The sequence below is a fragment of the Candidatus Hydrogenedens sp. genome (assembly GCA_035361075.1).
GTDB lineage: Bacteria > Hydrogenedentota > Hydrogenedentia > Hydrogenedentales > Hydrogenedentaceae > Hydrogenedens.
Map to the genome: position 1 here is coordinate 1,176 of DAOSBX010000031.1, position 23,318 is coordinate 24,493.

The 23,318-nt window shown below is 39.3% G+C and carries 21 protein-coding genes and 1 tRNA gene; 12 read left to right on the forward strand and 10 right to left on the reverse strand.

What is annotated here, in order from left to right:
* From PLJ10_09870 to PLJ10_09880, 3 genes are all read right to left on the reverse strand, one after another.
* A partial coding sequence (locus PLJ10_09870) for a PASTA domain-containing protein (protein ID HOK09955.1) occupies window positions 1–1,496 on the reverse strand: 1,496 nt, incomplete at its 3' end.
* A gap of 377 nt (window positions 1,497–1,873) precedes the next feature.
* Window positions 1,874–2,377, reverse strand: a complete 504-nt coding sequence (gene bamC, locus PLJ10_09875; protein ID HOK09956.1) for an outer membrane protein assembly factor BamC — start codon at window positions 2,375–2,377, stop codon at window positions 1,874–1,876.
* Window positions 2,378–2,414: 37 nt separating this feature from the next.
* Complete coding sequence (locus PLJ10_09880) at window positions 2,415–2,711, reverse strand: putative quinol monooxygenase (protein HOK09957.1); 297 nt, start codon at window positions 2,709–2,711, stop codon at window positions 2,415–2,417.
* A gap of 368 nt (window positions 2,712–3,079) precedes the next feature.
* Here PLJ10_09880 and PLJ10_09885 point away from each other — a divergent pair, with 368 nt between their 5' ends.
* The 8 genes from PLJ10_09885 (at window position 3,080) to PLJ10_09920 (ending at window position 11,905) form a co-directional block, all read left to right on the forward strand.
* Window positions 3,080–4,042, forward strand: a complete 963-nt coding sequence (locus PLJ10_09885; protein ID HOK09958.1) for a DUF4097 family beta strand repeat-containing protein — start codon at window positions 3,080–3,082, stop codon at window positions 4,040–4,042.
* Between the two features lie 53 nt (window positions 4,043–4,095).
* Complete coding sequence (locus PLJ10_09890; GenBank protein HOK09959.1) at window positions 4,096–4,728, forward strand: RNA polymerase sigma factor; 633 nt, start codon at window positions 4,096–4,098, stop codon at window positions 4,726–4,728.
* The gene (locus PLJ10_09895) at window positions 4,709–5,122 is read left to right on the forward strand and encodes a hypothetical protein (GenBank protein HOK09960.1); all 414 of its coding nucleotides are present in this window, start codon (window positions 4,709–4,711) and stop codon (window positions 5,120–5,122) included. The genes PLJ10_09890 and PLJ10_09895 overlap by 20 nt, the downstream gene beginning before the upstream one ends.
* 127 nt (window positions 5,123–5,249) lie before the next feature.
* A complete protein-coding gene (locus tag PLJ10_09900) occupies window positions 5,250–8,261 on the forward strand; it encodes a carboxypeptidase regulatory-like domain-containing protein (protein HOK09961.1) in 3,012 nt (1,003 codons plus the stop codon).
* Between the two features lie 27 nt (window positions 8,262–8,288).
* A complete protein-coding gene (locus tag PLJ10_09905) occupies window positions 8,289–9,209 on the forward strand; it encodes an ABC transporter ATP-binding protein (GenBank protein HOK09962.1) in 921 nt (306 codons plus the stop codon).
* Between the two features lie 6 nt (window positions 9,210–9,215).
* Window positions 9,216–10,106 carry a hypothetical protein gene (locus PLJ10_09910; GenBank protein ID HOK09963.1) on the forward strand — a complete coding sequence of 297 codons (891 nt, stop codon included), beginning with the start codon at window positions 9,216–9,218 and terminating at the stop codon, window positions 10,104–10,106.
* A 7-nt stretch (window positions 10,107–10,113) separates the two neighbouring features.
* The gene (locus PLJ10_09915; protein ID HOK09964.1) at window positions 10,114–11,052 is read left to right on the forward strand and encodes an ABC transporter ATP-binding protein; all 939 of its coding nucleotides are present in this window, start codon (window positions 10,114–10,116) and stop codon (window positions 11,050–11,052) included.
* A 4-nt stretch (window positions 11,053–11,056) separates the two neighbouring features.
* Window positions 11,057–11,905, forward strand: coding sequence for an ABC transporter permease (locus tag PLJ10_09920; GenBank protein ID HOK09965.1), 849 nt, complete (start codon window positions 11,057–11,059; stop codon window positions 11,903–11,905).
* 28 nt (window positions 11,906–11,933) lie between these two features.
* On the opposite strand, the gene bcp is transcribed toward PLJ10_09920, so the two are convergent.
* The 6 genes from bcp to nadC all read right to left on the reverse strand — a co-directional run bounded on the left by bcp (window position 11,934) and on the right by nadC (window position 16,443).
* Entirely contained in the window at window positions 11,934–12,410 is a 477-nt protein-coding gene (bcp, locus tag PLJ10_09925) for a thioredoxin-dependent thiol peroxidase (protein ID HOK09966.1), read from the reverse strand.
* A gap of 139 nt (window positions 12,411–12,549) precedes the next feature.
* Window positions 12,550–13,287, reverse strand: coding sequence for an LPS export ABC transporter ATP-binding protein (gene lptB, locus PLJ10_09930; GenBank protein ID HOK09967.1), 738 nt, complete (start codon window positions 13,285–13,287; stop codon window positions 12,550–12,552).
* Between the two features lie 14 nt (window positions 13,288–13,301).
* Complete coding sequence (locus PLJ10_09935) at window positions 13,302–14,216, reverse strand: hypothetical protein (protein ID HOK09968.1); 915 nt, start codon at window positions 14,214–14,216, stop codon at window positions 13,302–13,304.
* On the reverse strand, window positions 14,213–14,788 hold the full coding sequence (gene lptC / locus PLJ10_09940; protein HOK09969.1) for an LPS export ABC transporter periplasmic protein LptC: 576 nt from the start codon (window positions 14,786–14,788) through the stop codon (window positions 14,213–14,215). Before lptC ends, PLJ10_09935 begins: the two co-directional genes overlap by 4 nt.
* Window positions 14,788–15,564 carry a type III pantothenate kinase gene (locus tag PLJ10_09945; GenBank protein HOK09970.1) on the reverse strand — a complete coding sequence of 259 codons (777 nt, stop codon included), beginning with the start codon at window positions 15,562–15,564 and terminating at the stop codon, window positions 14,788–14,790. The genes lptC and PLJ10_09945 overlap by 1 nt, the downstream gene beginning before the upstream one ends.
* Before the next feature lie 36 nt (window positions 15,565–15,600).
* Window positions 15,601–16,443: a carboxylating nicotinate-nucleotide diphosphorylase gene (nadC, locus tag PLJ10_09950; GenBank protein ID HOK09971.1), complete on the reverse strand. Its 843-nt coding sequence runs from the start codon at window positions 16,441–16,443 to the stop codon at window positions 15,601–15,603.
* Window positions 16,444–16,729: 286 nt separating this feature from the next.
* Here nadC and PLJ10_09955 point away from each other — a divergent pair.
* From PLJ10_09955 to PLJ10_09970, 4 genes are all read left to right on the forward strand, one after another.
* Window positions 16,730–16,806, forward strand: a tRNA-Val gene (locus PLJ10_09955).
* 136 nt (window positions 16,807–16,942) lie between these two features.
* Window positions 16,943–18,289, forward strand: coding sequence for a chloride channel protein (locus PLJ10_09960; GenBank protein ID HOK09972.1), 1,347 nt, complete (start codon window positions 16,943–16,945; stop codon window positions 18,287–18,289).
* Window positions 18,290–18,361: 72 nt separating this feature from the next.
* Window positions 18,362–19,504, forward strand: coding sequence for a tRNA 2-thiouridine(34) synthase MnmA (gene mnmA / locus PLJ10_09965; protein HOK09973.1), 1,143 nt, complete (start codon window positions 18,362–18,364; stop codon window positions 19,502–19,504).
* Between the two features lie 288 nt (window positions 19,505–19,792).
* Window positions 19,793–22,672, forward strand: coding sequence for a PhoPQ-activated protein PqaA family protein (locus PLJ10_09970; protein HOK09974.1), 2,880 nt, complete (start codon window positions 19,793–19,795; stop codon window positions 22,670–22,672).
* A 5-nt stretch (window positions 22,673–22,677) separates the two neighbouring features.
* Here the strand turns inward: PLJ10_09970 and PLJ10_09975 are convergent, their stop codons facing one another.
* Window positions 22,678–23,232 carry a DJ-1/PfpI family protein gene (locus PLJ10_09975; GenBank protein HOK09975.1) on the reverse strand — a complete coding sequence of 185 codons (555 nt, stop codon included), beginning with the start codon at window positions 23,230–23,232 and terminating at the stop codon, window positions 22,678–22,680.
* Between the last annotated feature and the right edge of the window lie 86 nt (window positions 23,233–23,318).

Sequence of the window (23,318 nt, forward strand, 5' to 3'; positions counted from 1 at the left end):
GTTCCTTCGACAATACCTTCGCCTTCGGGAGTTCCTTCGGGGGTTCCTTCGACAATACCCTCTCCTTCGGTACACGGACCAGAGGATACGACAATATTTACTGGTGTTCCTCCTGTAACGGGTGTTCCCGCAGATGGAGTTTGACTAATCACAATCCCTGCAGGTACTGAATTATCACACTGTTGTGTTACAGTCCCAACTATTAGGCTCGCATTTGTTATTGCTGTCTCCGCAGAACTTTGTGCCATACCTACAACATCAGGGACAATCGTATTACATGGCCCTGTTGAAATAACCAGATTTACTGGACTACCTGCAGGAACCCGAATACCCGAAGTAGGATTTTGAGTTATAACCCTTCCTGCAGGAACCGTATTACTACATTGCTGGCTTATACTACCCACAGTCAAACCTGATGCGGTAATTTCTGCTGTTGCAGATGCCTGTGTAAGACCTATAACATATGGAACTACATATTCAGTTTGCCACTGGAAATAAGGATAAGTAACCCCTTCAACAATACCCCATATATTATTAAAATCCCAATTATTAAAAGTGCTTTGTTGTTTCATCTCACTGGTTGTCTTTCCTGTTCCCCCTGCTGAAGAACTTTGTCCTGATGTGTCTTTGTCCCAGTAACTATCTGATACTGTGGCTGTATTATGCCCCAATAATCCACCGTAGTAAGTTCCAGAAGCAGAGACAAGCCCTGTAGAATAACAGTTAGTTACGGTATCACGATTACTACCAACAAGTCCACCTATATAAGATGTTCCGCTTACGGCTCCTGTAGAGTAACTATTATTAATAGTGCCTCTATTTTCACCAACTACACCCCCAATATAACTTGTAGTTCCATTAACAGTTCCCTCAAAAAAACTTCGAGTAACAAGATTTCTATTTGCTCCAGCAATACCTCCAAGATATGAATCCCCACTGACAGTAGCGGATGAGTAGGTATGAATAACATATCCAACATCTCTGTTATCTCCTGTTATCCCACCAACATAGTGAGAACCCGATACAGTTCCTGAAGAATGGCAATCTTCAATACTTCCCCCTTGATTATAACCTACAACAATTCCTACTTTGTTTTGTCCAACAATTTCTGCATTTACAACTCTAAGATATGTAATTTCTGCTCCAGCCCCTGTATGACCAAATAACCCTACATTGGATTCAGTAGGACGGTTAATATATAAATTAAAAACTGCGTGTCCATTCCCATAAAACTTACCTGTAAACGTCCCTATTGGCTTAAAACCTGCCCTGTCATTCCAGTTAATAGTGTCACTGGCATCAATATCCTGAGTTAAAATATATTCCCCATTCAATGGATATGCGGGACTACTCCCTATTAACTGAAGTTCTTCAATTGTACTAATAAATATTGCTGAATATCCATTGGATATAATTCCAACAATAAATAAAGTAAAAACAAATAGGATTTTCAATAGATATGAATTCTCATTTTTTTCTAAGTAATAACTAAACATCATATAACCTCCAATAATTGTTTAAATAACAATATTAAATAAAAAAATTTTTTTAACATAAATATTATTTTTAAAATAAAAAAATGACATATTTTTTACATTATAACATATTATGACATATTTTTGTAATTTTTACAATTTTTTTTAAAAATCACCCTCTAATTTATTTGCATATATATTTATGTTTACCCCTAAATATTGAAGTTGAAGATAAATACACATTATAAAAAAATATAAATTAATTAGATATAAATGGATTTAAAAATAGTTTCCCTATCATTTTTAATCTTTTTACATTGTGAGTTCGTAATTCCCATCTTTATATTTCGGATATGAACGACATTTTTATTACTTATAACACTGCGGAGCTCAAACGTCTATTCTGTGGGTTTTGATTCTTGAATTTGGACTTCGGGAGTGGTTGTTTCAACTTTTCCCCCAGTCTTTTCTACTATTTTAGCAATGATATCATCAGACTTGGTTTTACCTTTTATTTTACGGTCATGCCAATCGGGATTTGTTAGTAGCGTCACCCCATAAATTTGCTTTATAGCAGAGATAAAGATACGTGTTTCTTCTGATTTTACACTTCCCAATCGAATTTCATATTTAATTCTGTTCAGTTGCATCCATTTCCGTTTCGGTTGGTCAAATGCAACAAACACACCTCTTTTATCTCTTGTGTAAATGTCCAATTTCATTTCTTTCAACGTTTCTTTTGTTGCTTGCCATGTTTTGTCGAAAGGTGCTTTTACTGTGATGACTTTTTCCTCAGCAAAACCGCTTGTATCTTTTAATGTTCGTGCACATCCATTGAAAAGAATGAATGTTAAAACGACTACAATTATAAAATTGAAACTAACCATATACCTTTTTGTCATATCAAATCTCCTTAAAATAAAAATCTATTTGTTATGTTCAATTTATTTTTACACAGAAGTTATATTTTACACTATATCTCGGTTCTGCCATCATTGGAGCGACTGCATCACGCCATTGTGCATAATGTGGGGTTTCTTTATGTGCTTTTGCTCCGTCTTCATCTCTATAGGCTTCATACAAAACGAATCGTGTTGGGTCATCTAATTGTTGAAGAACATCAAAGCGAATGACTCCTGGCTCTTTTCGACTTTCCAGAGCATTCTTTTCCGACTCTTTGCGAAATGCATCGATACAATCAGGTTTTACATGCACGTAAACAAATACTACAAACATGAGAGCACCTCAGACGCTTTTATTTATAAAAAAAATGAAACTCTAATTCTAAAATTAATTATATTATTATGTATTATTTATTACAATACATTCAAAAAGGAAAATCATATTTCAAAACGTACTATACAGCTTTATATTTTTTATTATAAGAGACACAAAATTTGTCTGACAATAAGTCGAAGTTAAAGATGTTACATTATATTTGATAGAAAAATCACCTCGTCGTTCCGAAACATAACATATAGGATAAGATGTCTAAACAAGAGATAAAAACGTTAACATAATACGATAGACAAAAATAGGATGTTTTATGGTGTGGACAAAGTTGATACATGATCAAGGTGGAGCAAAAATAGGTTAAACAATTAATGATAAGAACATTTGCACATTGGTTCCTTGAACGCTTTGGTGCCCACTCTTTATTACAAAGTTTTTTGGCCGCTTTATTTATTTTATTTGCAGTTCAGCTATTTACAATCGGTGTATTAAGTGAACGTTTACCTATAGAGGTATCAAGACCTTACTTTCAGGAAGTTCGAACGTTTACATTTGAGCCGAGGGAAAAGTTAGAAATTGATAATGTTGATGGAACAGTCAATATAACACCGGGCAAGAACTCAAAGATAAGTATTATTGCAGATATTCGTGGGTATCCTCGTCGATTTAGAGACCGCGATAAAGTGATGAAGTTTTATAAGAAACTGTTCCAGATTATTGAGAGTGATACAAGAGTATCTCTGAAAACAGAACCCCATTCCCGTCCAGAAGGGGTAGAATTCCGTATTGATTACCAGGTAACGGTTCCAGAAAAAATAGATATAGAAATAAATGTTATGAGTAGAGGGAATGTCTATATTACCGCTGGCTGTAAAAATGTTTCTGTCCGAGCCAATCAAGGCGATATTACAATTATCCAGCCTGAGGGTGATGTTTTTGCCCAAACAATTTTAGGTCGAATTGATGTTAGGAATGTAACAACCAGTGCGGATGTTCAAACTATTAACGGTGCTATTTATATCACAGCGGAAAAAGGTAAAATAAAGGCAAACTCGGTGAATGGGAATATTCAAGCGTCTCTTCTGACAGAAAACATTGAACTGTGTGATTTAAGTGTTACAAACGGTAATATATCATTGTCATTTCCTGAACTTTTTTCATCAAAAATCCTTGCAAAAACGAATCGAGGGTATATCACATCAGAGTTCCCATTGGGTGATGTTTTACCTGGAACTCAGGTCAGTTTAATAGAAAAACAAATCGGTAAGGGAGTCGCCGATTTGAAATTGACGTCTATGAATGGCAAAATATTAATATCTCGTCTTATTCAGTAGAGAAACCAAGTTAATAAATAATCAGTCTAAATAATAAGTAAAAGGATTAAATAATGTTTAAATTATTTAGTTCGGCTTCTTCACCTTCACAAGGAGCAATTGCCGTTTATCCAACGGCTACAGAGAACCAACCCGAATGTACAGAGTTGGAGTTAGTTCGAAGAAGTCGTAAGGGCGACACGGAAGCGTATGCAGAATTGGTTCGTAAATACCAACAAGTAGTGTTTAATATTGCATATCGCTTTATGCGTGATGTAAGTCTTGCGGAAGATATGGCTCAAGAGGCATTTATTAAAGCCTTTAAGCATATTAAAGGTTTCCGTGGAGATTGCTCATTCTCTACATGGTTATATCGGGTTACATGTAGTGTTTGTTTGACCGAATTAAGCCGTCGGAAAAAACGTTGTGAGGTTGGTTTACAACCTAATACGCCCGTCGGTAGTGTAGAAAGTAAAGTAAATGAATATGAAATTGCAGAGAAGATACGTGAATGTGTTACACGACTCTCGGACCGGTATGCAACCGTATTGACATTATATTATTTAAATGGTATTTCGTATGAAGAAATTGCAGAAATTATGGATATACCAGTTGGCACATTAAAAACATGGATGTTCCGTGCACGTAAACAGCTTCGTAAAGTTGTAGAAAAGGAGATATTCCCAAATGGCAAAGATACCCCATGAAGATGAATTAGATGCTTTTATAGAGTCTGTTCTGAGAGACGAGAAATTAATTCCAGCTCCCATAACTTTACATTCAAAAGTAGTTAAACGATTGAAATTACATGAGTTGCGAGAGCGTGAACGGATGCGTTTCCGTTACCTAATGACTGGATTTGTAATAACAGTGTTAACAATAGTATTTGGTGTCATTTTCTCAGTGGCTTTTTACAAATGGTCTGTTGTTTTCTGGTATGGCTCCGATGCAAGCCGTGGCTACTGGGATTACTATCAGACAATATTACAGACATTCTGGACAAGGTATCAAGGCTCTTACTCATTTTTAATAAGTTTAGCAGTAGGCATTAGTACCTTAGTGTTACTATTAGTCCCGTGGGCAAAATCGCCCAAAGCATAAGGGGTAGAGGGTAAAGTGCCTGATTTTACCTCATTTCTTTTTTCCCCGTGTGTCATTTACCCCTTTTTTTCGTTATAATAGAAAGGCTATTTGTACATATATGGAATAAAGAAAAAGGATACTATTTATGAATTGGAAAATTTTCCTTTCCAAGGGAGTTATACAAGCAGTTTTTGTTTTAGTATTGTTAATAATTATAGGTCTTGCTCTTGCGTTCTTATTAGCCCCTGAAAAACCGGAAGCACCACCTCGCTCAAAAATTTCCTATGAAGGTAAACCAACCTCATCACCGAAGCCAACAAAACAATATGATGAGATTCTTCCCGAGACGCCATCTTCTACAGAACCTGTAAAAACAGAGAGACAAACCTCTCCACAGTCCACTCCAAAAACAGAGGAAGACATTGAGCAGGAACAAAAAGAGTTCCCGGTTATTGTAAAAGTATTGGATGGTGAAACAAATCAACCTATTGCAGGTGCACAGGTTTTATTGGCTACAGGCATGACACATAAAAAAGGTCCAACAATAACCAGTTCCATTACAGGAAGGGATGCCTCTCAATATTATATTGAATCGCGAAAGGTTCGTGGACCTTTTTCTACCAATACCGAGGGCATCGCACAGTTGTCTTTGTATAGTGGTGAGTTAGAGCGATATCGTAAAGAAAGTATGAGGATTGTTGTAAAATCAGGAGATTATATACAGGAAGAGGAACAGATATCGTCTATTAATATAGAAGAGACAAAGCCGACAGAGGTCGTTATTCGATTATATAAAGGAGGAACAATTGAAGGAAAAGTGGTCGAAGAGGGAAGCAATACGGGGGCAAGTGGAATCAAGATTTTTATTGATCAGGGCTCCAATCCTTTCCTTAAACAGGGAAAACTCTTACCTGAAAGCACGTCAATAACAGATGAAGAAGGCAATTTTAAACTGACAGGATTAATACCAGGCACCTATGGCTTATATGTCTCAGTAGAAGGCACACCGTATTTGCCAAGTAAAAAGGAAATTCCCTATAAAAAGGTAACTTTGGTGTCTCCAAAAGACTCACAAAAAGGGATTATATTCAAAGTTGAGCCCGCAGGTATGATATGGGGATATATAATGAATATGTCAGGAGAACCTGTATCGGGTGCACAAATTATGTTAACCACCTCACAAAGTATTTTTACACAGGCAGTTAATGCGTTTTTGACAAAAGAGGGTCCAAAGTCAACATCCTCAGACAGTACTGGGTATTACGAGTTAGGTGGTGTGGCTCTGAATCAAGAATGGAGACTCTATGTAACCGCTGAAGGAAATTATACCCCACAATTAAGTGATGTCTTTGCGTTAACCCCTTCTTACCGTGTTGTAAGGGTTGATATTAATATGTTCGATGGCGGTTCGGTGGCTGGTTCTATCCGTGATACCGATGGGAAACCTGTGTCAAATGCAGAGGTGCTATGTATGCCTGAATATCGTGCTATTTTTTCTCCATTAGACCAACCTACTGCATTTCGTAGTGTGACATCACAAGAAGATGGTACCTATTTATTAACGGGGTTGCCTCCAGGAAATTTCCAGGTTATGGCATGGAAAGCAGGATTTAAAGTGCCTCTTTCAGGAGTAAAGATTTCAAGTGATGGCTTTTCTCGGCTTGATGGTATCAACTTCACATTAGAGCCTATTGATAAAGGAGACCTTTCTGTTTTCGGGAAAGTAACGAATCCACAAGGACAACCTTTAAGTGGTGCGGATGTGAATCTGGAAGGGGTAACCACAGCAGGTTTCCAATCAGAAGAACATTCTACCACTACGGATAGTTCAGGAATGTATCGAATTGATGGTGTGAATATTGGGTATTATGAGTTGCGTGTTTCCTATCCTGGGTATGTTACACGCACACTATATAACGTCCGCTTTAATCAGCCAACGGATATTGTTCTTCAGACCTTTGGCGTTATCCGTGGACAGGTACTTGTTAAAGAGACGGGTTCACCATTAGAACAACCGTTTACTATTAAGGCAACTCCTTCCGCTTATAGTGCTGATGAATCGGGTGATATTGCATTTGCTCAATATACAACCGAACCCGTTGAGGGGTCATTTACAGATAAAGAGGGTAGATTTGAACTTGAATTGGGTCCTGGAGCCTTTGACCTTGTCGCAACGGCTGAAGAGTATGTTGAAGGACGGGCTCAAGTCACAGTGCGTGAAGGAGAGACCGTCGAGGTAAAAATATATGTTTCGAAACAAGGGGCTGTCCTTGCAGGAAAGGTTACTATCCGAGGTGGTGGAAACCCACAAGGAACGAGGGTATTTTTAATTCGAGCCGAATCAGAGACAGAAGCGATGAGTAAAGTGCTTTTAGCAGACGAGGCAACTGGGACAAAGGTTCAAGGTGTCGGAGATGATGGGGCATTCCGTTTTGAAGCAGTTGCAGAAGGTAACTATGTTGTCGTTGCCCAACATGAAGGTTATGCAATGGCTAATAGTGGTTTAATATCTCTTAATCCAGGACAGCGAATGGAAAATATTACCATTACACTAAGTTCAGGAGGTGGATTGGAAGGACATATTTATATTGATGGTAAACTGGCAGGAAATGCAATGGTCATTATTTTAGGTCCAGGTGGATTAAAAACAACAAATGCTGATGAAAGTGGCTATTATTCCTTTGAAGGACTGTCAAGCGGTGTATATCAATTAGTTGCTTCACCTGTAGGTGCCTCCGATGTCAATGAGGTTGAAGATATAAATATGAGTGGACTTTTTGAAACAAGGGGTGTTCCAGTTGAAGTTAAAGAGGGACAAACAACACGATTTGATTTTGGCCGAATGGGCGGAACCCGAATTGAAGGACGTTGCAATCCTGCTCCACCTATTGGAGGTATAGCATTACTACGTCCACCTTCTGGAAGAACGTATGCTTTCGGACAAATCGTTAATATGGATGAATTGGTCGGAAGTATGAGCACCATGGTTAATCCATTGGGGGGAAATTTCGTTTTTGAAGATGTCCCTACTGGTGAATGGCAATTGGATATTTATTATGTTCAATTTGGCCGTGGTGTTCGGTATGTGTATACAGTTATCGTTGATGTTAAAGGTGAAGAACCCGTAATGAATATTGATTGCATGGTTCGATTGTAAAAAATAGAAATAAGGAAGCATTATTCAGTGGCATTAATTGATGTTGAAAACTTAAAGGTTTCGTATGGAGACTTTGTTGCAATAGATGGCATCTCATTTAGTTTAGAGCCTGGGGTCATCGGATTAATTGGACCGAACGGTGCAGGAAAAACGACGCTTATCCGTAGTTTTTTGGGCTTCATCCGTCCTCAGCAAGGCAAAATATATATTGCGGGGAATGAATTGCCGAAGGACATTCTCAAGGTTAGAGCCATAGTCGGGCACATGCCAGAGCGTGAAGTTGTTAGTCCGAAAGTTACAGCGGTAAGTTTCCTTGTCTACTGTGGTCGACTTGTTGGAATGTCATATATAGATGCTCTGGAACGTTCCCACGAGGTATTAAACTATGTAGGATTACAGGAAGCAAGATATAGACCTATGCAGACCTATTCTACGGGTATGCTACAACGAGTGAAATTGGCTCAGTCCATCCTACATGACCCAAAGATTTTGATACTGGATGAACCGACCAATGGTTTAGATCCAGATGGACGCTTAGAAATGTTACAATTAATAAAAGAAATTTCAGTTCAACGTGGGGTTACCACCATTCTTTCAACCCATTTACTGCCAGATGTACAAAATCTTTGCTCTCAAGTGGTGGTTTTGAATAAGGGCAAATTGGTTTTCTGTGGAGATTTGCAATCACTTTTTGAAAGTAAAGTAAATCATTATGAAGTGTCCGTTCAAGATAATGAAGACCTGTTTATGGAGGAACTTACTCGCATGGGAATTCAATTTGAGGTGCTACCTCGTGGTATTTTATCCGTAAAATTGCCAGATTCACTTACAAGGGAAGAACTATTCCACTGTGCCAAAAGAGCCAATACCATCATCCGTATGTTTGTCCCTGCGGGTGGGGACCTTACGACTCTTTTTCAATCATCATTGGTGAAAGAAGAGGTGTAGTAAAATATGCCAGTATATACGTTTTCATACAGACCTTTTGAAGGAAAATATCTTCGCCACTTCCGATGGTGGGTTGTCTTTCTCGAAGAAGTGCGATTATGGAATCGCGCACGTATCTTCCAGCTTCTGGCTTTATTAGGTTTATTACAGCCTATTGCAAGATTTATTCAGATTATTATGTACAATGCGGCAATGCAAGACCCTAACCATCCTTTGGCACCTGTGATTCGTTCTGTAGTGTGGTTAAAGGTGGATAGTGAGTTATATTACCATTTTATTCGATTGCAGGCACCTATCGTATTTCTCGTATTACTCTATGTAGGTGCAGGAGCAATATGTGCAGACCGTAAAAATCGGCTTTGGGATATTTATTTTTCAAAACCTATTCACTGGTATGATTATTTAACGGGGAAAATCTTTGCAGTTGCTTTTTGTGGTTACTGCCTAACTTTTATACCATCGATTTTGCTAATGTTTGTAGATTATGCTACCAAGAAAAATTCTACATGGATAGACATGTTTTCTTATATACCCATTATGGGGAATAGCTTCTTATTCTCCTCCGTTATCGTCATACCAACAGCATTGGGGATTGTCTGTGCCTCGAGTGTCTTTCCCACAGAGAACATTACTGTAATTAGTGTCGTAACCATTATTATTGCTAATACCTCCTTAGCAGGGCTCTTATCTAATTTTATGCGAGATATGAACTACATGCAGATTTCATTCCCAGTGGCTATTTACTTTATGGGACAAAAAATATTCGATGTAGATAGAAATATCTTTTTCCGCACAATGGACGTGAATGCCACATGGATGTTTATGTATATTTTTCTAACATCACTAATCTGCCTTTTAATCTGCATTTTACAGGTGCGGAAAGCAGAAAGGGGATAACATAGGTATGGATATTCAAATAGAGACAAAAGAACTTTCCAAATGGTTTAACGAAGTAGTCGCATTAAACAACGTGACTGTCCAGATTACTTCAGGTGTTATTGGTCTGCTTGGTCCAAATGGAGCAGGAAAATCAACCTTTATTAAATTAGCATTGGGATTGTATAGGCCAAGTCGTGGTGAAATTCGTGTCCTCGGAGAAAGACCACGCAATAATTTTCGTATAATTTCACAGGTCGGTTATTGTCCTGAAATGGACCACTTTGTTGAAGAAGTTAGTGGCTTCGAGTTCTTATATTGGTTGGCAAGATATTCAGGCCTGGTAGGAGAAGCAGGACAAAAACGCGTTAAGGAAGTTTTAGAGCAGGTACGAATGACCGACCGAATGTATGACCCGATTGCAACATATAGCAAAGGAATGCGACAAAGAATTAAAGTGGCACAAGCCTTATTACATGACCCGCAAATCCTATTTTTAGATGAGCCTATGAATGGATTAGACCCCTCTGCCAGAGAAGACTTATTCAACTTGGTTATTCGCCTTGGAAATGAAGGGAAAACAGTTATATTTTCAAGCCATGTACTCCATGAAGTAGAACGGGTTACCGATACAGTCATATTAATTTATAACGGAAGAGTCCTTGCTTTCGGAAAAATACGTGACATTAGAGATTTAATCAAGAATCACCCACGGACTATCGTTATCGAAACGTTAGAACCCAAGAAGATTTACCAGCTATTAAGTTTCGACACAAACATTACAACAGTAAACTTCGAAACTCAAAAACTAACAGTGCATACATTAGACCCCATACAAACATTTAAATTTATCAATGAGATTGTTGTAGACGGAAAGGTTCCAATTTATAGTTTTCGGTGTGCAGATGAAGATTTACAGTCCGTATTCCAATACCTGATATCAACCCATATTCCCCGAGGTTTATAAATCTATGAGTTTGTTGAGAATAAAAAAAGTAAAAGATATTATTATAGATTTTAGAACATCATTCCTCCATGCCTTAACAATTACCCTACGACGCGACCGATTCCTGTTAATGGCTATCATCTGTGTTTTGCCAGTTATAATTCCTATTTTTGTGGCTCTATTCTCACGTACTCTGTTTCGGGAAAGTGGTTTGCAGATATTTGTTCGATTATCAGAGCAAATTTATATCCATACACTGACTCCATTACTGGCGTTATTCATCGGGTTGATAGGCATTCGCGAAGAAATCGATTCCCTGACCGTGATATATCTACTGACCAGACCTGTTTCACGGTTCGCATGGATTATGGGTCGGTTCGTTTCATATCTTATTGTTTCGAGTATGTTACTGTTCTTGGGAATAGTCCTGACCTATTTAGCATGTGTCATATTAGGCAATATTCATTTAGATATAATAGGAATTCGTCTTTTACTCCGATATGTAGGTGTAGGTATTATGGGACTATTGGGATACGGTGCAATTAGTTTCATGTTAGGCTGTGCAACGAACCACCCCATTATTATCGGTGTTATCCTATTCTTTGGCTGGGAAAAAATAGCCAATGTTATACCTGGAATCGTCGATTTCTGGACTATTCAAAAATATTTAGATTCTACCTTTCCACCTCTTGCCACACAACAATATAACGCAACTGTTGTCCCAATAATTGGTATTTTTCAAAAAGAAATATTTTTTGTCGGTCCAATCCGTGCAATTATAACCATTGCAATAGTTACTATCGTAGGTTTATTTCTATCCGTTTTCTTTATGCTGTGGCGTGAATTCACCAGAGACCGAGTTGTCGGCAAGTAACCACAATTCTTTATTGCCGATTTTTAGTTTAAGGAATAGAGTTAAGAACCTCTTCAGCATGACCTTCAGGCTTTACTTTATACCATGCACGGATAACTTTACCATCAGGACTGATAAGAAAAGTGCTACGGATAATACCTTCTGATATTTTGCCGTACATATTTTTCTTTCCCCATGCACCGTACTGTTCCGCAACGTTATGCCCTTCATCAGATAATAAATAGAAATTGAGATTGTATTTCTCTGCGAAAGAACAATGCGATTCCATTGAATCAGGACTTACACCGAGAACCACTGCATTTTTTGCTTTAAACTTATCGAGTAATTTCTGAAAACCACGTGCTTCAATGGTGCACCCTGGTGTATCATCTTTAGGATAGAAGTAAACAACAATATACTTCCCCTTAAAGTTAGATAACTGAATATCTTCACCCTTATAACTTTTAAGTTTGAATTCAGGGGCATTATCACCTGCTGATACTTTTTGTGTTTTTTGTTTAGTCATGTTTTTATCTCCTTTCCTGAGTATCTAACAAATTATTTCCTTGTTTAATTTCATTTCATTATTGAATAATACAAATTGATTCCAGATTTACTTGACAATGTGCGCGTAAAGGAATGGAAAATAATATGTTTTTGGGAAGTTAAATAGTTAGTCGGAATTGTTCGCCAAGGTAAACTTTTCGGACATGTTCGTTGGCAGAGACTTGTTCGGCTGTTCCTGTGCAAATAACCTGTCCTTCGCTGATGATATAGGCTCGGTCAGTAATTGCGAGAGTGTCTCTTACATTATGGTCTGTTATAAGTACACCGATACCCCGATTTTTTAGGTCGATAACCATGTTTTGGAGTTCACTAATAGCGATTGGGTCAATACCTGCAAAGGGTTCATCAAGTAGGAATATTTTAGGTTGTGTCACAAGTGCCCGTGCTATCTCTGTTTTCCGTCGCTCTCCGCCAGACAGGGTGTATGCGTATTGATTTGCCAGATGTTCGATGTTGAGTTCTTTTAATAACTGGCGTGCTCGCTCTTTATGCTCTGTCTCTGTGCCAGGTAGAAATTCTAATATAGCAAGCAGGTTTTGTTCTACAGTTAAGTTGCGGAACACAGACGGTTCTTGTGCCAAGTATGCAATACCGAACCGAGCCCGTCGATACATAGGAAAAGTCGTAATGTCTTGATTTTGGAAAAATACGTTCCCGCTGTCTGGTTTTAATAAGCCGACAACCATGTTAAAGGTAGTTGTTTTACCAGCACCATTTGGACCGAGTAACCCTACAACTTCTCCTGCACAAAGGGATAGCGAAACATTGCGGACGACAACACGCTTACGAAATGATTTTACTAATTCTTTCGTCTCGAGTAGAGGTTGTCTATCCATATTAATATATCCTTTTATAAGGGTTTTACTGAATCAGGGAAGGCCACCTGTAGCAGGATACGGTTAAGTTTTACTTGTTCTTCTGGTGTTAGGCTCGATTTGCCCAATAATTCAATAGCCGTTTCGGGTAAGGTTTGTTTTGCCCATGCCTCTTTGTTGTAGAAGTCCGATTTTCTCAGCAATCGGTTTATTTGTTTTATCAGGTCTTGCTTTCTCTGCAGAATTAAGTCCATCGGTGCTGATAAAAATTGGTTTCGTGCAGTTGTATCAAACTTACTTAATAAATATTTTCCAGGTGTTGACGTTTCACTTTGGGCTTGCTTTTTTAATTCAGTTATAAATTTTCCCCAATCAGAGATATCCGACTCAGCAAGTAATGGTAAGGTGGACTCTCCACCAGAAGATGCACCACCACCTTCTACTTGAAGGGGTATCATGTCTGCCTGAAGATTTTCGATGTCAATAGTGTTGTTTTTGAAGTCTAAAACAATTTTTGAACCTTTTAATCCTTGTGCCCGTGGACTATCCAGAGTTGGATTTCCAGAAAATTCTACGACCTCTTTTTTGAAATCCCAGACAGCCTTTTCAGCAGTGAGTTTACCTTCTGGATGTTCAAGGTAAACCTTCCCTTCCATACGTATTGTTGATGGTGTGTTTTGACCTTCTTCCCATTCGAACGTCATTTTTTCCGCTTTAATTGGCATGGCAGGTGTATTTGGGTCTTGGGACAGCAAAACTATGCTTACTCCACCAGTCATTTCACGAATGCTCATACCTTGTTGAAGTAATCCTTTAAGTTTCCCTACGTGTTCTATTTTCATGGAGGAATATTTCCCAAGATTTAAACCGTCCTGTGTCTGGGCAGATTTTACACTTCCTATGACGCATATTATGGTAAATATAAATATTGAGACAAATTGTTTTTTCATGTTGGATTCCTTAAAACCAGTGGAACTTCACCAGAGACTTCCTCCAGTTCAAATTCTTTTGTATCGGCGTTAATAATTAAAGATGAAGCAAGAAGATGAATATCAGTCCCATTCAATTCTACGTGCCCTTGTGTATGTATTTTAGCAGGTTCTGTTTCTGTGCGATTCTTCCATTCAATAGCATCTGTTGTGAAGGTTATGTCTGTCATTTGTGCTTCAACATCCCCTTTTAGAGAAGCACTCTTCATTTTTTCGAATATCCCTTCTTTGGCGGAAATTTTAATGTGCTCTTTACCTGATTGCGTATCGTAAATGGTGGCACGGATGTTTTCAACTTTCCAGGTGTTCTCATCGATGACGGAGAATTTTTCGGCATGTAACCATAAGGTGGGTTTTCGTGCCTCACCGAAGGTCGGTCTTGGGTCATGGTGGTATAGGTCGACACCGGTTACATCCATACTTTCCAAAGATGTTTTTGCTGGATTTGTATTCTCAGTTGTCGGGGCAGAAGGTTTTTTTGAACAAGAACAGAGGAGTAAAAGACAAGATAATAAAATATGTAGCCATTTCATTATGCGTTGCCCCGTGTATTTTTTTCAAAGATAATTTTCAACCCTTTTAGAGTTAGCAGTGGGTCGACAATATCAATATTTTTAGAAATCTGTGCAATGGTAGGTGCTAAACCGCCTGTTGCCACTGCTTGTGCAGGTGCTTCCAATTCATCCCGTATCCGTTTGATAAGCCCATCAACAAGGTCTGCATAACCAAAGGTCAATCCAGCACGAATATTATTAACAGTATCCCTCCCAATAACAGAATGTGGAATTGAGATATCTACTCGTGGTAATTTGGCACAGTGCTCAAACAATGCATCAGCAGAAAGCTGAATACCTGGAACAATAACCCCACCTAACCATTCCGCTTTTGCAGTGACTACGTCGAAAGTTGTGGCTGTTCCAAAATCAACAATGACGAGAGGTCCACCATATTCTTCTACCGCAGCCACAGCATTCACTATTCTATCTGCACCCACCTCTTTTGGATTATCACATTGGAGGACAATGCCTGTGCGGATGCCAGGCTCAACCATTAGCGGTTCGAAACCGAATGCACGTTCACAAAGATGAATTAACGCTGGGTTAACATCTGGCACAACACTGGATATGCAACAGCCTCGTATCTGGGAAGGCTTAATATTGGTGGAATAGAATAGCATCGTGAGAAGAAGATGGAACTCGTCACCTGTTCGATAGTTTGAGGTTACAACCCGCCAATGTTGGATTAACTTTTCTTTTTGATAGATACCGATAACAATATTTGAGTTTCCAACATCAATCACTAAAAGCATATATTTCCCTTATGTGTATCTATCCTGTTTCTGTGTTTACACTTTTTCTATCAATAATGAAATATCCAATGCAGTAACGGAGTGTGTTATGGCTCCTACCGAAATAATATGCACGCCTGTCTCTGCAATGGGTCGTACCCGTTCTAACGTAATATTGCCACTGGCTTCCAACAATACAGGATAGCCTTTGGCTTCTTTTACAGCGGACTTTATTTCTTCTAAATTCATATTATCCAACAGGATAGCATCTGCCCCAGATTGAAGGGCTTCTTTAACCTGCTTTAATGTGTTCACCTCTACCTCAATCCGCTCTAAATGAGATACCCGCTCACGAATTTGCTTGATAGCTGTAGCAATATCGCCCGCAACTTCAAGATGATTCTCTTTAATAAGAATGCCATCAGAAAGATTAAAACGATGTCGATGTCCACCCCCATGTACTACCGCCTCAATTTCCATCGCCCGAAGAAGAGGCATCGTTTTGCGAGTATGACAAATCCGCACAGGCAAATCTTTCACTCGTTCCACAAATTTTGATGTAAGTGTGGCAATACCCGATAGATGTTTCAAAAAATTCAATGAGACACGTTCCGTTGTTAGGACTGGACGGGCATAACCCTCGAACGTAACGATGACCTGTCCTTTTTTAATATGACTACCATCAGGAAGGTCTTTCCAATTGGTTATGTCTGCTCCACTGATTTCATATAGCCGACGGAACACATCCAAACCACTTAAAATACCATCTGCTTTGGCAACTAATTTTACCTTACATCTCGCTTCTGGTGGAACAATAGCATCTGTTGTTTTGTCGCCAAGACCAATGTCTTCCTGCAATGTAAGGTAAAGGAGTTCATCTTTGTCAATTGGGCAATACATCGTTTTTTCCTAAATTTGTTTCTTCTATATTTCCAACTTGTTTCGGTAGAGAATCTACTTAAATGTTCAATCATATCATATTTATTATTAGATAATCGAATTATTAAATTGAATTGCTTCAAAACTTGAATAAAAAACCTAAAAAATGAGTTGAATAACAGTAAGAGAAGATAGACATTCCCATTTTAAAAGTTCTTCTCCGTCTAAACATTTTATAAAATAATTCGAAAAATTGATACTGGCGTTTTTATTTTGATAAGATAATAATCCCTAATAGAGTTGATAAGGGCGGTTAGCTCAGCTGGTCAGAGCATCTGCTTTACACGCAGGGGGTCGCAGGTTCGAGTCCTGCACCGCCCACCATCTTATGAGCAGTTCCCTTAATGAGTATGTCTTTTATATTTCAAGAAAAGATTAACATAATGGTTACCAAAGCTATTTGTCTTTTTTTAATAAAAATGGAGGAGGCAGTTTCTTTACTTTCTACTAAGGTTATGACATGCAAAAACTTTTAAAAGAAGAACTTGTTTTAATTGTCAGTACAGTCAAATGGATTACCTTAGCAATAATAGTAGGGATTATTGTTGGTGTATCAACCGCCATCTTCTTAAAAATATTGACATACTGCATAAACGTTACTAATTCCTATAATCACTATTATTTACTTCTCCCTGTAGCATTGGTTATCTGTGGTATTATTGTACGGTATTTAGCTCCAGATGCAGAAGGACATGGCACAGAAAAAGTAATTGAAGCCATTCATCGACGTTCGGGCAAAATCAAAGCAATCGTCGTTCCCATAAAACTCATCACAACCGTAATTACCATTGCTTCGGGTGGTTCTGGTGGCAAAGAAGGTCCCTGTGCACAAATCGGTGCTGGTTTATCCTCTCTATTTGCCGATATATTAAGGCTCCACGATAAAGACCGAAAAAAATTGGTGATATGTGGTATTAGTGCTGGTTTTGCATCCGTCTTTGGGACGCCTATTGCAGGTGCTATTTTTGGAATAGAGGTAGTATATATCGGTAGTCTACTATATGATATTCTTCTGCCTTCTTTTGTCTCAGGTTTGATTAGTTACCATGTTACTTCATCTCTCGGCATTACCTATTTTTATCATCCATTAAAATTCTCCTTTGCTTTCAACGAATATTTTCTAATTATGGTTATCCTGAGTGGTGTCTTTTTCGGTTTCTGTTCGCTTATATTTATTGAAACAATGAATGTAACCGAAAAAATACATAATAAATTGTCCCTACCCAAACCCATAAAGTCATTTATCGCTGGATGTGTCCTTGTTCTTTTAACATTCATTTTCTCAGATAAATATTTAGGTTTAGGTATTAATACCATTGTAAGTTCATTAGAAGGGAAACGAGTTGTCGAATATGCATTTCTGATGAAAATTATTTTTACATCCATTACCTTACACTTTGGAGGAAGTGGAGGTGTCGTTACACCAATATTCTTCATCGGTGCTACTGCTGGAACCCTCTTTGCAGAGGTATCTGGTCTCGATAGGGCTACCTTTGCATCCATTGGTTTTGTGGCTCTACTTGCAGGCTCAGCAAATGCACCTATTTCTTCCAGCATTTTAGCGGTAGAGATGTTCGGTCCCAATATTGCCGCATACTCCGCAATTGCTTGTATTATAAGTTTTGTAATCACTGGGCATAGAAGCATCTACCCTTCACAGGTACTGGCAATTCGCAAATCGGAATCCATCGATGTCGAGATAGGTGAAGAAATTGAAGACATCAAACCCTTAATCAAACCAAGAGAAAAAAGCATCCTCCAATTACTAATCAATATCTCCCAATGGATTAAAAAAAAGAAGAAATAATATTTTTAGGAACACCTGTTCTTTTATAATACTTTATCTATTGAATGAAACATTATTAAGGGCAATAACATCGTGGAATTTGTGGAACAAATTTTAGATTTACTGCCTCCACCAGGGACAAAAGTAGCGGTGGGAATGAGTGGTGGGGTGGACTCTTCAATGGCGGTTTGGCTATTGAAACAGCGGGGATGTGAAGTCATTGGTTTGACCATGTCTCTATGGGATAATCGCTTCCCATTGCAAGATACTGGCGTAAAAGGATGTTTCGGTCCTGGTGAAGAGCAGGAAATTGCAATGGCACAATCCGTCGCAGAACGGTTGGAAATTCCCTTTCATGTTATCCGACTCGCAGATGAATATAATAAAGCGGTATTGGAGTATTTCCGTCAGGAATATCTCTCGGGTCGCACACCCAATCCGTGCGTTCGTTGTAATCGCACCATAAAATTCGGTTTTCTTATAGAACGAGCACAAAAAGCGGGTATTCCCTTCGATTATTTCGCAACAGGACATTATGCCCGTGTTCATTTTGACCCTGTGCAAAATCGGTATTTATTACTTCGCGGTATAGACCGTGAAAAAGACCAGAGTTATTTCCTCGCCATGTTACAACAGGAGCAATTGAAAAAGATTGTATTCCCATTAGGAAACTTTACAAAAACGCACATTCGTGAATTGGCACGCAATACAGGTTTCCCAGAACTGGCAGACCAAAGCGAAAGTCAGGATTTCTTAGAGAGCAATAAATACGATGTGCTATTCCGAGAAGACGAAGTGAAAGAAGGAGATATAGTGGATGAGCAGGGACATATTTTAGGGAAACATCACGGAATTATCCATTACACCATTGGGCAACGCAAAGGTTTAGGCATAGGCGGAGCGGGTGACCCCTATTATGTAATCGGGTTAGACCCCATAAATAACCGTGTTATTGTTGGGCGTAAAACAGCCCTCCTGAAACAAACTATGAAAGTTATTGATTGCAATTGGGTCTCTATTCCTGATGCACCCGAAACACCTATGAAAATTCAATGTAAAATACGATTACGCCATGAGCCCGCATCCGCACAATTAGAAAAAGTTGACGACTATGGGAAAATTGTCCGTGTTATTTTCGATGAACCCCAATCCGCAATTACCCCCGGACAAACCGCTGTCTTTTACAATAATGATATCGTCATAGGTGCAGGCACCATTGATTCGACCGAAATATAAACAAACACACGAGTTCGTTCATACAACCGCCACTTTATTGGGATGAACCTCGACTATCCTGTATCGTTGCTTACATGTATTTACCCTACAAGACGTTTTGTGTTTTTGAGAAAGATAAAAATAGTGAGAAATTATAATTATTTGTCATGAATTAGTGAACTATTTTTTGTGTATCGGTATTTTAAAAAAGAGGGGATGTTTGTCCCTATTATATTTGGATTGGGATATAAGTTATCGATATAGTTAAAATATAATGTGAATAAATGTTAGTTAGGAATAAAACATAACGTGTCAAGTCTCTCAGGTGACATACCTTCACATATTGGCGTGTATCGTATAGATGAGCGAATTGCAGAAGGTGGTTTTGGTGTTGTTTACCGCGGTTTTGACCCGCGACTGAAACGTGAAGTCGCCATAAAGGTGCTCCATCCTCAGCATTCCTCAGAGCCGAGTCGTGTTTCTCGGTTCCTACGCGAGGCACAAAGTGCTGCACGACTGAACTATCCTGGGATAGTGCAGATTTACGATATTGTTGAGGAAAATCAGCGGTTGGCGTTAGTGATGGAGTATGTCAATGGGAAGAATTTAGACCGCTATTTGCGTGAACATCCCAATTTATCCCTTGTAGAACGCATTGGTATTGGCGTGCAGATAGCAGAGGCATTATACTTAGCACATCAAGCAGGGATTGTTCATCGAGATGTGAAACCAGCGAATATCCTTGTAGATGAAAATGGAATTGTTAAATTAACGGATTTCAATCTTGCTCGACTTAGAGATACCTCATTAACCCCACTAACAGGTGAGCATAATGTATTAGGGACGCCAGCATATATGTCGCCTGAACAGTGCTTGGGTAAAGAGGCAACTCCGCAATCGGATTTATACTCATTAGGTGTTGTTCTCTATTTCATATTTACAGGGAGCCTACCTTTTGAAGCGGATAATTACCTTGCTTTGATGCGACAGCATACAGACACACCTCCGACGCCAGTGCGATTAATAAACCCAGACCTACCAGTAGCACTGGAAAAACTTATATCGCAATGCCTTACCAAAAATCCAGAAGGCAGACCTGCCACAGGCAAAGAAGTTGCGGAACGTCTTCGTGAAATAGAAAAAGAAATTATAAAACATGAGTCAGGGGAAACACCGTTAGCCCAACAGACGATGGTCTTGAAGGAAGAAGGTGTCCCAGGTCCTGAGCATACTACGCCGTTGCGTGAGATACAGCCTAATTATCCATTAACCCCGCCATCAGATAGCCAGCGACTTCAGAAAGTAGAGAATACGTATGCCCAACCTGTTGATGGTTCTGGAGCAGTGGGTGATACGGTCAGAACACCACCTATGTATGCCACACCTGCTGGACAAGGGACTCCTATGACAGGTTTTCAACCTACACCATCACCAACTTCTGGAATGAATGCACAAATACAAACCCCAACACCGACATCTGCCCCGCCCACAGGACCCGCATACACGATGACTCCTGTTCCACCGTCAGGGTCGCAATACCCTATGAACACACCTTATTCGCCAATCCCTGGAACAATGACACCTATTGAAGTAGCAACGTCCCAGGGTTCTCCTTCAGGGTTAAAAAATAACGTTCTTGTGTTGATACTTCTGCTTATCTCACTCGTGTCCTTAATGCTGAGCGGGTTTATGGTTTATACATATTACCATGGGGGATTAAATAGAGAATCACAGGAGGCAAAAACAACTTCAACAGCATTAACGGATAAAGAGAAACCTGAATATGACTACTCAAAAGTATTGTCCGATTATTTAAAAAATAGCGATGATGATAATTATCATTTTGAGGTGTATGGTGAGAAACAAGGCGAAGGCTATAAGGCATATTTTTTGGACCTTACCTCTCAGAGCTGGCATCCTGAGAAAACGGTACCTCCATTGTGGCGCCACTGGTTAACCGTAATTGTCCCTAAACAGCGGGTAAAAGATATTGGGATGATGGTTCTCACAGAAGGTTTTTCAACCAGCGAAGTCCCAATGAGTGATGTGCCACCCTATTTCATTTCCCTTGCGGTATCTACGAAATCCGTTGTTGCGATATTAGAAGGTTTTCCCCGCGACAATGTCGGATTTTATGAAACACCAACCAAGGTCACCAATCTTACACCCGTTGAATTTATAAACCGCAGTCTTCAGCAATACTTCGAAACGCACGACCCAGGTTGGATTGTATTTTGTCCAATAGTCAAGTCCATTGTAAAAGCGATGGATGCCATTCAGGACTTCTTCTTGAAAAACTTACGTTCAGAAATTCCAGTGAAGGAATTTGTTCTCTGTGGAGATGCTCCGTTCTTTGTTCCATGGCTGGTTCCTGCGGTTGACAAGCGAGTAATTGGTGTCGCTGGAATTAATAATTTTTCATTCAACATAGAACAGCAGGTAAAACGGTTCCTTCTTGACGAGATGACCCTTCCAGCCCTATTTGCAGAGATGGATGATGCGGGGATACTTGCCTTATTTGAGGCGGGAGATGGAGAACATCTTCTTCAGGTTATCGACCCTTATTATTACCGCTCCTCTTTGAACATACCCAAACTAATCATTTCATTGGGTACCGAGGCATCCAATCATCTCGGTACGTGGTCAGAACAAATGATTTCCGATATTCCCGAACCTACCTGTTGGGTCGTTTATCCCCACGTGCAAATGTCGCGGGAATATGCATTCCTACCGCAACAAGTACGCCCAAGTTACGCCTTAACTTCCTCTGTCCGCCTGTATGATTTCAAAGATACCATTCAGGTGTTCTACCAGCGGATTTTAGGACAACGCAGTATGCCCGTTTTCCGCTGGCATATCGGAACTAATGGCGAGTGCACTGTTAAAGTAGGTGAAGAAGCGGTGGAGTGTCGATTGTGGTTTTGTAGCAAAGATAAAAGAGGTGATATTTTCGATTCATCGAACAAAGACTGGAAATGCAAATTACTCACCGAATCTGCGGAAGGTACCTATAGAACAAATATCTCCCTCGTGTCTCATCAATATAACGCACTCTTTTTTGAAGTTATTTTCCCAAGCCTTATTGGGGTGCAATTCCCACTGACCTCAAATATTCACGTTATTCCACCCAGTATCATTCGGGATACTGTAGATACCCCCTCCGATACAGAGACAGTAACACCACAATAACGAAATTAATACCGAACCAATGTCGCCTCTACCTTGTCGCGAATGGCTTTTCCTTCCAAAGCCTCAATGAGAGCAAGAGCAAAATCCATCGCAACCCCTGGACCTCTCCCTGTAATAATATTACCGCATACCACCACCGCATCATCACAAATCTCAATTTTAGGGAAGTCCTTTTTCTTTAAAAATCCAGGATACGCAGTTGCTCTCTTCCCATCCAACAGTCCATTTTGGGCAAGTATATGTGGAGCGGCACAAATAGCCGATACATACTTCCCAGAATTCGCCATATTTTTTATAAGTTGAATCACCCGTGCATTATTTGCAAGATTATCTGCTCCAGGCAAACCTCCAGGCAAAACTACCATATCAAACTCTTCCGTTAATACCTCATCTAAAAGTTTCTGGGCTACAAGTAATGCACCATGACTCGCATGTATTATCTTTTCCTTATCCAAACAGGCGGTTGTTACTTCAACGCCAGCACGATTTAATAAATCAATTACAGTTACCGCTTCGACTTCTTCGCAACCTTGGGCTAACAAAACAAGAACCTTAGACATACCGACAACCTCCTTTGCTTTGTTTAATTAATTATTTTACCTCTAATTTAATGGTTAATTCTAAATTTTGTCCGACTCGTCTGACT

What these genes read in the sequence shown, in the direction of transcription:
- bamC (HOK09956.1), bottom strand. Translation starts at nt 2,377, where the DNA reads ATGACAAAAAGGTATATGGTTAGTTTCAATTTTATAATTGTAGTCGTT.
- PLJ10_09880 (HOK09957.1), bottom strand. Translation starts at nt 2,711, where the DNA reads ATGTTTGTAGTATTTGTTTACGTGCATGTAAAACCTGATTGTATCGAT.
- PLJ10_09885 (HOK09958.1), top strand. Translation starts at nt 3,080, where the DNA reads ATGATAAGAACATTTGCACATTGGTTCCTTGAACGCTTTGGTGCCCAC.
- PLJ10_09890 (HOK09959.1), top strand. Translation starts at nt 4,096, where the DNA reads ATGTTTAAATTATTTAGTTCGGCTTCTTCACCTTCACAAGGAGCAATT.
- PLJ10_09895 (HOK09960.1), top strand. Translation starts at nt 4,709, where the DNA reads ATGGCAAAGATACCCCATGAAGATGAATTAGATGCTTTTATAGAGTCT.
- PLJ10_09900 (HOK09961.1), top strand. Translation starts at nt 5,250, where the DNA reads ATGAATTGGAAAATTTTCCTTTCCAAGGGAGTTATACAAGCAGTTTTT.
- PLJ10_09910 (HOK09963.1), top strand. Translation starts at nt 9,216, where the DNA reads ATGCCAGTATATACGTTTTCATACAGACCTTTTGAAGGAAAATATCTT.
- PLJ10_09915 (HOK09964.1), top strand. Translation starts at nt 10,114, where the DNA reads ATGGATATTCAAATAGAGACAAAAGAACTTTCCAAATGGTTTAACGAA.
- PLJ10_09920 (HOK09965.1), top strand. Translation starts at nt 11,057, where the DNA reads ATGAGTTTGTTGAGAATAAAAAAAGTAAAAGATATTATTATAGATTTT.
- bcp (HOK09966.1), bottom strand. Translation starts at nt 12,410, where the DNA reads ATGACTAAACAAAAAACACAAAAAGTATCAGCAGGTGATAATGCCCCT.
- lptB (HOK09967.1), bottom strand. Translation starts at nt 13,287, where the DNA reads ATGGATAGACAACCTCTACTCGAGACGAAAGAATTAGTAAAATCATTT.
- PLJ10_09935 (HOK09968.1), bottom strand. Translation starts at nt 14,216, where the DNA reads ATGAAAAAACAATTTGTCTCAATATTTATATTTACCATAATATGCGTC.
- lptC (HOK09969.1), bottom strand. Translation starts at nt 14,788, where the DNA reads ATGAAATGGCTACATATTTTATTATCTTGTCTTTTACTCCTCTGTTCT.
- PLJ10_09945 (HOK09970.1), bottom strand. Translation starts at nt 15,564, where the DNA reads ATGCTTTTAGTGATTGATGTTGGAAACTCAAATATTGTTATCGGTATC.
- nadC (HOK09971.1), bottom strand. Translation starts at nt 16,443, where the DNA reads ATGTATTGCCCAATTGACAAAGATGAACTCCTTTACCTTACATTGCAG.
- PLJ10_09960 (HOK09972.1), top strand. Translation starts at nt 16,943, where the DNA reads ATGCAAAAACTTTTAAAAGAAGAACTTGTTTTAATTGTCAGTACAGTC.
- PLJ10_09975 (HOK09975.1), bottom strand. Translation starts at nt 23,232, where the DNA reads ATGTCTAAGGTTCTTGTTTTGTTAGCCCAAGGTTGCGAAGAAGTCGAA.